Consider the following 12,595-nt stretch of genomic DNA (forward strand, 5'->3'; position numbering starts at 1 on the left):
ACCATGTCCTACACCTTCGAACCCGGAGATCCGTGCTGGGTGGAACTGTTCACCACCGATATCGATCGCGCCGTCGATTTCTACGGCGAATTGTTCGGGTGGACGGCCGAATCCGCCGAGGAGTACGGCGGGTACATCACCTTCCGTAAAGACGGCGACGCCGTGGCCGGTGGTATGCGCAATGACGGCAGCGAGGGCGCGCCGGACCAGTGGACCACCTACCTGACCAGCGTCGACGTGCACGCCACGGCGGCGGCCGCCGCAGCGCACGGCGGTCGGGTCGTGGTCGAGCCGATGGCCGTGGGCGAGCTCGGCAGTATGGTGGTCCTGGCCGATCCGTCCGGCGCCGGCATCGGCGCGTGGCAGCCCGGCGTGCACCGTGGTTTCGACTCCTTCGGCGTCGCCGGTGGCGGAACCTGGAGCGGGCATGTCGGCTATCCGTCGTGGTTCGAACTGCACACCCCGGCCTATGCCGACGCGCTGAAGTTCTATCGCGAGGTGTTCGGCTGGCGGGATCCGTTCACCGTGGGTGATTCGCCGGAATTCCGTTACACCACCATCCATTCCGGCACCCCGATGCTCGGCGGCGTCATGGATTCGGCGGCGTATCTGCCGGCCGGGGCGCCCGGGGGCTGGCGCGTCTACTTCGGCGCCGAGGATGTCGATGCCACCGTGAAGAAGGTCGTCGAGCTCGGCGGCTCGGTCGAACGGGAGCCCGAGAACACCCCGTACGGGCGGCTGGCCGCGCTCGTCGACCCGAACGGCGTGAACTTCAGCGTCGGTGGAAATCCCGCCTGAATGTCATTACCTCCCCGGTAATCGCCCCGAGGGAATGCGCCCGGCTACCGTCGAGGTTGTCCCGGTCGCGGGATCTCGGAACGAACTGTGGGAGAGCTGATGTCGGACGAGCGGGCCCTGGTGATCGGGGGCGGCGGTGTGGCGGGAATCGCATGGGCCAACGGCGTGATCGCCGGATTGGCCGATGCGGGAATCGATCTCACCGGCGCGGACGCGTACATCGGCACGTCGGCGGGCGCCAATGTGATCGCCCAGCTCACCAGCGGCCTGCCCGTCGAGGAACTGTTCCGCCGTCAGGTGGAGTCCGCGCTGCAGAGCGCCGAGATCGTGCCGGAGGGCAATCCGCTCGTCGGGGTGTGGGAGACGGTCAACCGGATCATCGCCGACAGCGGGGGCGATATGGCCGTCGTGCGGCGTCGGCTCGGCAACCTCGCCCTGGCGGCCGACACGGTGCCGGAAGCGGCTCGTCGTGCAGTGATCGAATCCCGGCTGCCGGTACACGAGTGGCCCCGGCAGCGGCTGCTGATCACCGCCGTCGACGCCACCACCGGGGAGCTGCGCGTCTTCGACCGCGATTCCGGCGTGCCCCTGGTCGACGCCGTCGCCGCCAGTTCCGCGGTGCCCCTGGTCTGGCCGCCGCACACCGTCGACGGTGTGCGATACACCGACGGGGGCATCCGGACCAGCGTGAACGCCGATCTGGCGGCCGGCTTCGACCGCGTCCTGATCATCGCCCCGCTCGCCGACCCGGCGCTCGACGACGAGATCGCGGGTCTGGTCGAGCGGGGCGCGCGGGTGGAACTGATCACTCCCGACGAGGCCGCGGTGGCGGCCTTCGGCGCCAATCCGCTCGACACCGCTTCCCGGGTGCCGTCGGCGCACGCCGGCCGGGTGCAGGGGAAATCGGCCGCGGTGCACGTGGCCGAGCTCTGGGGATAGCCACATACTCGGTCGAGACCGGCGGTTCTCGGTGGCCGCCGCGCCCGACAGGGCCCACCGTCGATCAGGCCCGAGCCGCGGCGATCATCTCCTGTGCCGCGGGGAGAGCGGCCGCGCGGTCGGCGTCCACCAGGCCGATACGGGAGCGGCGATCGAGCAGGTCGCTTTCGTCCAGCGCGCCCTCATGCGTTGTGGCGTAGGCGAATTCGGCGCGCAGGACATCCAGGCCCGGGCCGACCGGTTCGGCCAGACTCGGATCGCGCTGAATGGCGGCGAGGACCTCGGGAGCCCGGTCGCCGTACCGCTCGACCAGTACCGGATCTGCCGCGATCCGGTCCCGGGCCGGTCCGGTAACCGCTCCCACCAACGGGATTCGCTTCGTGCGGCAGGGAGCGGCCCTCAGCGCGGCCGCGGCCACGGCGGCGTCGACGGCGTCCTCGGCCATCTGCCGGTAGGTGGTCAGCTTGCCGCCGACGATGGTGATCGGACCGCCGGGGGAGTGCAGCACGGCGTGTTCGCGCGAGATATCCGCGGTGGAATCGTCCGCGGTGCGCAGCAGCGGCCGCAGGCCGGCGAAGCTGCCACGGATATCGTTGCGTCGCAGCGGCTCCCGCAGCACGGTGTTGACCGTGTCGAGCAGGAAGTCGATCTCGGTGTCGGTCGGCTTCGGTTCGTCGGGAACCGGGCCGGGCGCGTCCTCGTCGGTGAGGCCCAGATAGACCCGGCCGTGCGCGGCGGGGAAGGCGAAGACGAACCGACTGGTACTGCCCGGGATCGGCACCGTCAGGGAGGCGTTGAGTCCGCCGAAGGCGGCCGCGTCGAAGACCAGGTGGGTGCCGCGGCTGGGACGCAGCTCGATACTCGGATCGACCCGATCGGCCCACACCCCCGTCGCATTGATCACCGATCGCGCGCGCACCGAAAGGGTTTCACCGGTCAGCACATCGTGCAGGACGGCGGCGTCGCCGGTGACCTGTTCGGCGCGTACCCGGGTCAGGACCGTGGCTCCGTGCGCCGCGGCGGTGCGGGCGATGGTCACCACCAGCCGGGCGTCATCGACGAGCTGGCCGTCCCAGGCCACCATCCCGCCGCGCAGGCCGGCGCGACGCAGGGTCGGCGCCAGGCGGAGGGCTTCGGCCGCCGCCACCCGGCGCGACCGAGGAAGGACCCGCGCGGGAGTTCCGGCACTGCGCCGCAAGACATCTCCGGCCAGGAAGCCCGCGCGCACCAGCAATCGCTGCGCCCGGGCGGAGCTGTCGAAGGTGGGGACCACCTGGGGGATCGCCCGGGTCAGGTGCGGGGCGGTGGTGGTGAGCAGTATGTCGCGTTCGACGGCGCTCTCGTGGGCGATGCCGACCCCGCCCGAGGCCAGATAGCGCAGTCCGCCGTGCACCAGTTTCGAACTCCACCGACTGGTGCCGAACGCCAGGTCGTGTGCTTCCACCAGGACCGTCCGCAGGCCCCGCGTCGCCGCGTCCAGGGCCACGCCGGCGCCGGTGACGCCGCCGCCGATCACCAGGACATCGATCCGGCCGGCATCGCCGAGTGCGGTGAGTTCGCGGCTGCGACGCGCCGCGTTGAGGGCCGAATCTCCGAGCCCGGAGCCGGTCGGGGTGCGCTCGTCGAGCATTCGCGTGCCTCTCTGTTCGGGGTCGCCCGGCTCGTTGTCCGAGCCGGATCTGCGGTAGTGCGGCCCGCATCGATCGGTCGACGGCGGGCCGGTCTCTCGGCCGGTCGGGGCTATTCGGTATCGGGGCGCAGGTAGCGGTCGACGACGCGAGCCAGTTCGATGTCGAGTCCCGCATCGTCGAGCAGGTGACTGACCGTATTCGCCGATTGCACGGCGGACTGGCTGATCAGCAGCAACATGGTGGCCAGGTGGTCGGGATCGCCGGCGCGAATCGAACCGTCGCGCTGACCCTCGCGGATCGCCGCGGCGAACACCTGGATCAGTTGCCGCTGATTGCGGCCCAGCCGGCCGAAGACGTAGGTCAGCATCAGATCGGTATCGATGCGGAAGATTTTGGCGAACAACGGATTCGAGCGCAGCTCCGCCGCACCCGCGACGATTCCCTCCACCAGCCGGGCTCGGGCGGGGCCCTCGGTGGGGATGCTGGCATCGACGATTTCGCGCAACTCGCGCACCAGCAGTTCCGCGATCAGCGAGCGGGTGTCCGGCCAGCGGCGGTACACCGTGGGCCGGCTGACTCCGGCACGACGGGCGACTTCGCTGAGCGTCGTGCGCCGCACACCGAATTCCTCGACGCAGGCGCGACCCGCGGCCAGGATCGCGAGATCGATGGCCGGAAGCTCCTCGTCCGGCCCGGGGGATTCGATCGATTCCATCAACACGCTCGCTATCCGTTGCTATTCGTTACTGCTTGACACTCTATGTCAGACTGTAACGCATGGTCGATACCCGACAGCACGAATTCACCGCAGAGCCGGGCGCGACGCCGAACCGGCCGCCCGAGCGCCCGAATATGGTGTGGGACGCCTGGGGCGTCGCCGCGGCGCACACGCCCCTGCCCGAGCGGATCCGGACCCTGGTCGCGCAGGTGTTCTCGGTGTCGGGAGAGTCGGTCGCGCGTCGCGACGAAGCCGAGGTGCCGCTCCGCGAATCCGCGCTGACCAGCGCCCTTCGCGCCGGTCTGGCCGCCGTGGTCGGCGCCGATCACATCTCGGCCGGCCATCGGGACCGGTTGCTGCACGCCGGTGGCAAGAGCACCCCGGATCTGCTGCGCCGCCGGGCCGACGGTCCGCAGGACGCACCCGACGCGGTCGTCTTCCCGGCCGACCACGAGCAGGTGCTGGCCGTGCTCGCCTACTGTGCCGAACACGGGGTCGCCGTGGTGCCGTTCGGTGGGGGAACGAGCGTGGTGGGTGGTCTCGATCCCGTGCGCGGCCGCTTCGAGGCGGTGATCGCCGTCGATCTCCGGCGGCTCGACCACGTCACCGAGGTCGATCCGGTGAGCGCGACCGCCACCCTGGGCGCCGGGCTGACCGGGCCGCAGGCGGAAGCGCTGCTGGCCGAGCACGGGCTCTCGCTCGGACATTTCCCGCAAAGCTTCGAATTCGCGAGTATCGGCGGGTTCGCGGCCACTCGCTCCTCGGGCCAGGCCTCGGCCGGATACGGGCGCTTCGATGACATGATCATGCGGTTGAAGGTCGCCACGCCCGTCGGCACCCTCGACCTCGGCCGGGCTCCCGCCTCCGCCGCCGGCCCGGATCTGCGGGAATTGTTCTCCGGCTCCGAGGGCACGCTCGGCATCATCACCGAGGTGACGCTGCGCGTGCACCCGATCCCGGCGACCACCGCCTATCAGGCCTGGTCGTTCCCCGACTTCGCCACCGGCGCCGAGGCGCTGCGCAGCGTGGTGCAGAACGGCGCCGCGCCGACGGTGCTGCGGTTGTCCGACGAGGCCGAGACCGGGCTGAATCTGGCGCGGTCCGGGGATATCGGCGGCGCGCCCGTGACCGGATGTCTGGCGATCACCACTTTCGAGGGCACCGAGGCGCATGTGGCCGCACGCAGTGCCGAGGCATCGGCGCTGCTGGCCGCGGCGGGCGGCGCCGCGCTGGGTGAGCAGCCGGCCCGGGAGTGGGAGCACGGCCGGTTCGCCGCACCGTATCTGCGCGATGCGCTGCTCGACGTGGGCGTGCTGTGCGAAACCCTGGAAACCGCTACCAGCTGGTCGAACATCGCACGGCTCAAGGCCGCGGTGACCACGACGCTCACCGAGGCCCTCGGCGCTCAGGGCACTCCTGCCCTGGTGATGTGCCACATCTCGCACACCTACCCCACCGGCGCCTCGTTGTATTTCACCGTGGTCGCCAAACAGGCCGACGATCCGGTGGCCCAGTGGGCGCAGGCCAAGCGCGCGGTCGGCGATGCGATCGTCGCCGCCGGGGGCACCATCACCCACCATCACGCCGTCGGCGCCGATCATCGGCCGTGGATGACCGATGAGATCGGGGATCTGGGCGCGCGGGTGCTGCGGGCGGTGAAGGATGCGGTCGACCCGGCGGGAATCCTCAACCCGGGCAAGCTGATTCCGTGAACGAGAACGCGAACCCGCTGCCGATCCGCTCGGTCGCGTTGGTGACGAATCCGCACTCCGGGCACGGGCGCGGACTGGCCGCGGCCGCCGTCGCGGCCGCCCGGTTCGCCGAACGCGGGGTGCGGGTGCAGGAGATCCGGGGCGGCGACGCGGCGGAAACGGTCCGGCTGGTGGGGGATTCGATCCGCGCCGCCGACCGCCCCGACGCGGTCGTCTGCGCCGGCGGCGACGGCCTGGTCTGCGTCACCCTGCAGGCACTGGCCGGCAGCGGGGTGCCGCTCGGCCTGCTACCCGGTGGCACCGGGAACGATCTGGCCCGGGAACTGGGCGTGCCCGACAACGACCCGCGCGCGGCCGCCGATATCGCGCTCGGCGGCCGGACGCGCACCATCGACCTCGGCGCCGTCGAGTCGACGCCCGACCCGGAGCACGCCCAGGGTTGGGCGGCCGGTATCGAACCGGCGGTCGCGCACCGGCCGATGCGCTTCGCGACCGTCGCCGGCACCGGCTTCGACGCCCGGGTGACCTTGCGCGCCAATCGGATGCGCCGGCCCAAGGGTTCGCTGCGGTACTCCTTCGCCGCGGTGCCCGAACTGCTGGGCCGATTGGGTGTGCCGTATCGCATCGTGCTGTCCGGTGAGCCGGATGGCGGCGAACGGGTCGTCGACACCGAGGCGGTCATGGTCGCGGTCGGCAACACCCGGACCTACGGCGGTGGCATGTTGATCTGCCCCGACGCGATCCTGGACGACGGCCTGCTGGACCTCACGGTGGTCGGCGCCATGTCGCGATGGGAGATGGTCCGCCTGTTGCCGGCGCTGGCAGCCGGGAAGCGAATCGACCATCCGGCGGTGACCCACTATTGCGCGCGCACGATCACCCTCACGGCCGAGGTTCCGGTGACCGCCGACGGCGATCCGGCGGGCCTGCTACCGGCCACCTTCCGCGTCGAGCCCGGCGCCCTCACGGTACTGACGCCCTGATTCCCGGCGCGCCCGCCCACCGGTGCGCGAGGGTCGATCGGGCGCCGCGGAGGCTGCGAGCATCCTGAGCGGCAAACCCGCACCTGCACAATGGATTCGGGCAAAAGCTGAGAATTGCATATGGATTGGTGTCCGGTGCCGCGATCGGCGGTAGTCTCGAACCTGTGGGCGGGGTTTTCGGTGTCCCTCATCCGCCGAAAGCCCCGCCCTATATCTGTGTCCTCCCGGTCTGCCGAGCGGTCCCGCGCCGGGTGAGCAGGGCCGCGTCGAGGCCGCCTCCCGAACTCCGTAGAATCGCACGGTGACCAGCGCAGCCCCTGATAACTCGCGAAATCGTGCCGACGCCCTCCCCAAGAGCTGGAACCCCAGCGATGTAGAGGCCGACCTGTACGAGCGCTGGGTAGCGGCCGGTTACTTCACCGCCGACCCGGCCAGCGACAAGCCGCCCTACTCGATCGTGCTGCCGCCGCCGAATGTCACCGGCAACCTGCACATGGGCCACGCCTTCGACCACACCCTGATGGACCTGCTCACCCGCCGCAAGCGGATGCAGGGCTACGAGGTGCTGTGGCTGCCCGGTATGGACCACGCCGGGATCGCCACCCAGACCGTGGTCGAGAAGCAGCTCGCCGTCGACGGCAAGACCAAGGAAGACTTCGGCCGCGAACTGTTCGTCGAGAAGGTCTGGGATTGGAAGCGCGAATCCGGCGGCGCCATCCAGGGCCAGATGCGGCGCCTCGGCGACGGCGTCGACTGGAGCCGTGATCGCTTCACCATGGACGAGGGCCTGTCGCGAGCGGTGCAGACGATCTTCAAGCGCCTCTACGACGCCGGGCTGATCTACCGGGCCGAGCGGCTGGTGAATTGGTCGCCCTCGCTGCAGACCGCCATCTCCGACGTCGAGGTGAAATACGAGGACGTCGAGGGTGAGCTCGTCTCGCTGCGCTACGGGTCGCTGAACGACGACGAACCGCACGTCATCGTGGCCACCACCCGGGTGGAGACCATGCTCGGCGATACCGCGGTGGCGGTGCATCCGGAGGACGAACGGTACCAGGCGCTGATCGGCACCACCGTCTACCATCCGATCACCGGCCGCCAGATCCCGATCGTCGCCGACGACTACGTCGACCCCGAATTCGGTTCCGGCGCAGTGAAGATCACCCCCGCGCACGACCCCAACGACTTCGAGATCGGCCTGCGGCACAACCTGCCGATGCCGACCATCATGGACAAGACCGGCAAGATCGCCGACACCGGAACCGAATTCGACGGGATGGACCGGTTCGAGGCCCGGATCAAGATCCGCGAGCGGCTGGCCGAAGAGGGCCGCATCGTCGCCGAGAAGCGCCCGTACGTGCACAGCGTCGGCCACTCCGAGCGCTCCGGCGAACCGATCGAACCGCGACTGTCCATGCAGTGGTGGGTGAAGGTCGAATCGCTGGCCAAGGCCGCCGGTGACGCCGTGCGCAGCGGCGCGGTGAAGATCTACCCGGCCAGCCAGGAACCACGCTGGTTCGAATGGGTCGACAACATGCACGACTGGTGCATCTCGCGGCAGCTGTGGTGGGGTCACCGCATTCCGATCTGGTACGGGCCGGAGGGGGAGATCGTTTGCGTCGGCCCCGACGAGCAGGCGCCCGAGGGCTACGTCCAGGACCCGGACGTGCTCGACACCTGGTTCTCCTCCGGCCTGTGGCCCTTCTCCACCATGGGCTGGCCGGACCCCACCCCCGAACTGGCGAAGTTCTATCCCACCAGCGTGCTGGTGACCGGTTACGACATCCTGTTCTTCTGGGTGGCCCGGATGATGATGTTCGGCATGTTCGTCTCCGACGACCCGGTCATCACCGCCGGTAAGGATTCCGGGCGGCAGCAGGTGCCGTTCGACGACGTCTTCCTGCACGGGCTCATCCGCGACGAATTCGGCCGCAAATACTCCAAGTCCAAGGGAATCGGCGTCGACCCGCTGGTGTGGATCGACGAATACGGCGCGGACGCAACGCGTTTCACCCTCGCCCGGGGGGCCCAGCCGGGTAGCGACCTGTCGGTCGGCCCGCCGCACGTGCAGGCCTCGCGCAACTTCATCACCAAGCTGTTCAACGCCAGCAAGTTCGCGCTCATGAACGGTGCCGCCCCGGGCGACCTGCCCGACCGTGCCACCCTCACCGACACCGACCGCTGGATCCTCGACCGGCTCGACGAGGTGCGCGCCGAGGTCGACGCCGCCTTCGACCGCTACGAATTCGGCAAGGCCTGCGAGGCGCTGTACCACTTCGCCTGGGACGAACTGTGCGACTGGTACCTCGAATTGGCGAAGGTGCAGTTCGCCGAATCGGAGGAGCGGGCCGCGAGCACGCGCATCGTCCTGGGCAACGTGCTGGATTCGGTGCTGCGCCTGCTGCACCCGGCCATCCCGTTCGTCACCGAGACGCTGTGGCAGGCCCTCACCGAGGCCGGTGCGGACGACTCGCTCGTGATCGCCGCGTGGCCGCAGCCGTCCGGCGTCGCCACCGATACCGTTGCCGCGCAACGCATTGCGGATCTGCAGAAGCTCGTCACCGAAATCCGCCGATTCCGCAGCGACCAGGGACTGACCGACAAGCAGAAGGTCGCCGCGAAACTGATCGGCATCGACGCCGCCGACCTCGCCGGACTGCACGCCGAAATCGCCAGCCTGGCCCGGCTCACCGAGCCGGATGCCGACTTCTCCGCCACCGCCGCGGTGGAGGTGCGGCTGTCCGGCGCCACCGTCACCGTCGAACTGGACACCTCCGGCGCGGTCGACCTCGACGCCGAACGGCGCCGCCTGGAAAAGGATCTGGCGGCCGCGCAGAAGGACCTCGCCACCACCACCGCCAAACTCGGCAACGAGGCCTTCCTGGCCAAGGCGCCCGAGGAGGTGGTCGCCAAGATCCGCACCCGCCGCGACGTCGCCGAATCCGAGGTGACCCGGATCGGGGCGCGGCTGGCGCAGATCACGGAGTTGGCGGCGAAGAAGTGAGCGACGGCGAAGGATTCGACCGCGAACCGCTCGCCGGCGGTGAGGATCGGTTGCGCACCGGTCCGTCACCGGTGGACCTCGCCGAAATGGCGCTGGTCGAGGCCGAACTCGACCAGCGCTGGGGCGAAACCAAGATCGAGCCGTCGCTGACCCGGATCGCCACGCTGATGGATCTGCTCGGTTCCCCGCAGCAGAACTATCCGGCCATCCATATCGCCGGCACCAACGGCAAGACCTCGGTGACGCGCATGATCGACGCGCTGCTCACCGCGCTGCACCGCCGGACCGGACGGTTCACCAGTCCGCATCTGCAGTTGGCGACCGAACGCATCGCGATCGACAACGCCCCGATCACGCCCGCGCGCTACGTCGAGATCTACCGTGAACTGCTGCCGTACGTCGAGATGATCGACACCCGGTCGACCGAGGGGGCACTCGGCGGTACGCCCGGCCCGCGGATGAGCAAATTCGAGGTCCTCGTCGCCATGGCCTACGCGGCCTTCGCGGAGGCACCGGTCGACGTCGCGGTGGTCGAAACCGGGATGGGCGGTACCTGGGACGCGACCAACGTGATCGACGGCCAGGTCGCGGTGATCACGCCGATCGGACTGGACCACACCGACTATCTGGGCCCGGACCTGACCTCGATCGCCGGGGAGAAGGCCGGAATCATCAAGCGGTCACCGCAGGATCTGCTGATTCCGCGCGATACCGTCGCCATCGTCGGCGAACAGGAACCCGAGGCGATGGATGTGCTGTTGCGGCGTGCGGTCGAGGCCGACGCCGCGGTCGCCCGCGCCGGATCGGAGTTCCGGGTGCTCGCGCGGCGGATCGCGGTCGGCGGCCAGGTCCTGGAGATCCAGGGGCTGGGCGGGGTGTACGACGAGATCTTCCTGCCGCTGCACGGTGAGCATCAGGCCCACAACGCTGCACTCGCCTTGGCGGCGGTGGAAGCCTTCTTCGGCGCGGGGGCGCAGAAACAACTCGATATCGATGCGGTGCGAGCCGGATTCGCGGCGGTGAGCAGTCCCGGACGGATGGAACGGATGCGCAGTGCGCCCACCATCTTCATCGACGCCGCGCACAACCCGGCCGGGGCGAAGGCGCTGGCCGCGACGCTGACCGAGGAATTCGACTTCCGCAAGTTGGTCGGTGTGGTGGCGGTGCTCGCCGACAAGGACGCGGCGGGCATCCTGGAGGCACTGGAACCGGTGTTCGACGAGATCGTGGTCACCACCAACGGATCTCCGCGCGCCCTGGGCATCGACGAACTGGCCGATCTGGCGGTGCAGCGGTTCGGCGACGAGCGGGTCGTCACCGCGCACACCCTCGCCGACGCGGTCGAAACCGCGATCGCCATCGCCGAGGAGGCGGGCGGGGCCGGCGAGCCGGTCTCGGGCGCGGGCATCGTGGTCACCGGATCGGTAGTCACCGCGGGTGCTGCGCGTTCGCTGTTCGGGAAGGACCCCGCGTGAAGCTCGAGGCCGGAGGCGGCAGCCTGCGTCACCACGGAGGCCTTGCGGAACGCGGCGTCGAATACAGCGTGAAGCTCGAGGCCGGAGGCGGCAGCCTGCGTCACCACGGAGGCCTTGCGGAACGCGGCATCTGGTGCAGTGTGGGAGCCGACCAGCGCATCGACCGGGCGTGGAGGAGACAACGTGGGTAGCGAAGACGAAAAGGGCGGTGCGCCGGGTCGTGAAGTACCCCCGCCCGCGACCGACCCGTGGAAGGGCTTGCGCGGCGTGATGGCCGGCGCGTTGATCCTCGAGGCGATCACCGTCCTGCTGGCGCTGCCGGTGGTGGGGGCGGTCGGCGGCGGGCTGAGCTGGTGGTCGGTGACGTATCTGGTCGGTCTGGCCGTTGTGATGATCGTCGGCTCCGGCATGCAGCGCCGGTCGTGGGCACTGCCGTTCAACCTCGGCCTGCAGGTGCTGGTCCTGGCGGGTGGGTTGATCCATCTGTCGATCGGCATCATCGGCGTGGTGTTCGTCGCGGTGTGGATCTTCATCCTGGTGCTGCGTTCCGATGTGAAACGCCGCATGGACCAGGGTTTACTGCCCAGCCAGCGGATGCCGGGCGCCTCCTGACCCGATCTCGACCGCTCGGTTCGGAATCGTGCACCACCGCCGGATAGAGTGTCGCCGTGACTGAGCAGACGTTGGCACTCATCAAGCCGGACGGCGTGGCCCGAGGCCTGGTTGGGGAGATCATCACCCGCATCGAACGCAAAGGGCTGAAGATCGCGGCCCTCAAACTCGAGCAGGTTTCCGAGGAACTTGCCGCCGCCCATTACGCCGAACACGCCGACAAGCCGTTCTACGGCTCGCTGATCGAATTCATCACCTCCGGACCGGTCGTCGCGGCCATCCTCGAAGGCCCCCGCGCCATCGCCGCGTTCCGCCAGCTCGCCGGTGGCACCGACCCGGTGGAGAAGGCCGTTCCCGGCTCTATCCGCGGCGACTTTGCCCTGGAGACCCAGTTCAACCTCGTCCACGGCTCCGATTCGCCCGAATCCGCGAAGCGGGAGATCGCGCTCTGGTTCTGAGCTCTGTCGGTTGGCCCCGCGTCGCTTCCGCGGGGTTCGCGGTCGCTCGGGCTCACCGTCGGGCGCCCGCTGCTTGCTTTTTCGGCGTACGCAGCGGGCTCCGGACGGCGAGCCGGCCGCGAACTATCGCTCGGACCCGCTTCGTGCGGGGCCGGGTCACGGGATGGTGCGATGCGGCCGGCGGGTTCCCGTCGAAACCTACTCAGCTGTAGGAAGTGGTGCATCCAGCGCTCCGGAAACCGTGCGGGTGCGCTCCGATGGCGGA

10 protein-coding genes are annotated in these 12,595 nt (G+C 69.6%); 8 read left to right on the plus strand and 2 right to left on the minus strand.

Annotated elements, in window-relative coordinates; genetic code table 11:
• Positions 1–3: 3 nt before the first annotated feature.
• Together ON37_RS07280 and ON37_RS07285 are read left to right on the plus strand one after the other, a co-directional pair.
• Positions 4–798, plus strand: a complete 795-nt coding sequence (locus ON37_RS07280; protein ID WP_040718036.1) for a VOC family protein — start codon at positions 4–6, stop codon at positions 796–798.
• Between the two features lie 99 nt (positions 799–897).
• Complete coding sequence (locus tag ON37_RS07285; protein WP_051031294.1) at positions 898–1,737, plus strand: patatin-like phospholipase family protein; 840 nt, start codon at positions 898–900, stop codon at positions 1,735–1,737.
• Between the two features lie 64 nt (positions 1,738–1,801).
• Here ON37_RS07285 and ON37_RS07290 read toward each other — a convergent pair whose 3' ends face one another.
• Positions 1,802–3,367, minus strand: coding sequence for a glycerol-3-phosphate dehydrogenase/oxidase (locus tag ON37_RS07290; RefSeq protein WP_040718018.1), 1,566 nt, complete (start codon positions 3,365–3,367; stop codon positions 1,802–1,804).
• 110 nt (positions 3,368–3,477) lie between these two features.
• Positions 3,478–4,083, minus strand: a complete 606-nt coding sequence (locus tag ON37_RS07295) for a TetR/AcrR family transcriptional regulator (protein WP_040718019.1) — start codon at positions 4,081–4,083, stop codon at positions 3,478–3,480.
• A gap of 137 nt (positions 4,084–4,220) precedes the next feature.
• Between ON37_RS07295 and ON37_RS07300 the strand changes: the two genes are divergently transcribed.
• The 6 genes from ON37_RS07300 (at position 4,221) to ndk (ending at position 12,330) form a co-directional block, all read left to right on the plus strand.
• A complete protein-coding gene (locus ON37_RS07300; protein WP_040718037.1) occupies positions 4,221–5,798 on the plus strand; it encodes an FAD-binding oxidoreductase in 1,578 nt (525 codons plus the stop codon).
• Complete coding sequence (locus ON37_RS07305; protein WP_083892795.1) at positions 5,795–6,781, plus strand: diacylglycerol/lipid kinase family protein; 987 nt, start codon at positions 5,795–5,797, stop codon at positions 6,779–6,781. Before ON37_RS07300 ends, ON37_RS07305 begins: the two co-directional genes overlap by 4 nt.
• A gap of 301 nt (positions 6,782–7,082) precedes the next feature.
• Positions 7,083–9,785, plus strand: a complete 2,703-nt coding sequence (locus ON37_RS07310) for a valine--tRNA ligase (RefSeq protein ID WP_040718020.1) — start codon at positions 7,083–7,085, stop codon at positions 9,783–9,785.
• Positions 9,786–9,835: 50 nt separating this feature from the next.
• Complete coding sequence (gene folC / locus ON37_RS07315) at positions 9,836–11,260, plus strand: bifunctional tetrahydrofolate synthase/dihydrofolate synthase (RefSeq protein ID WP_422615688.1); 1,425 nt, start codon at positions 9,836–9,838, stop codon at positions 11,258–11,260.
• A 270-nt stretch (positions 11,261–11,530) separates the two neighbouring features.
• On the plus strand, positions 11,531–11,872 hold the full coding sequence (locus ON37_RS07320; protein WP_083892796.1) for a DUF4233 domain-containing protein: 342 nt from the start codon (positions 11,531–11,533) through the stop codon (positions 11,870–11,872).
• A gap of 56 nt (positions 11,873–11,928) precedes the next feature.
• Positions 11,929–12,330: a nucleoside-diphosphate kinase gene (gene ndk / locus ON37_RS07325; protein WP_040718022.1), complete on the plus strand. Its 402-nt coding sequence runs from the start codon at positions 11,929–11,931 to the stop codon at positions 12,328–12,330.
• Positions 12,331–12,595 lie beyond the last annotated feature (265 nt).

Origin of the sequence: Nocardia veterana NBRC 100344 (assembly GCF_000308855.1) — a bacterium.
Lineage (GTDB): Bacteria > Actinomycetota > Actinomycetes > Mycobacteriales > Mycobacteriaceae > Nocardia > Nocardia veterana.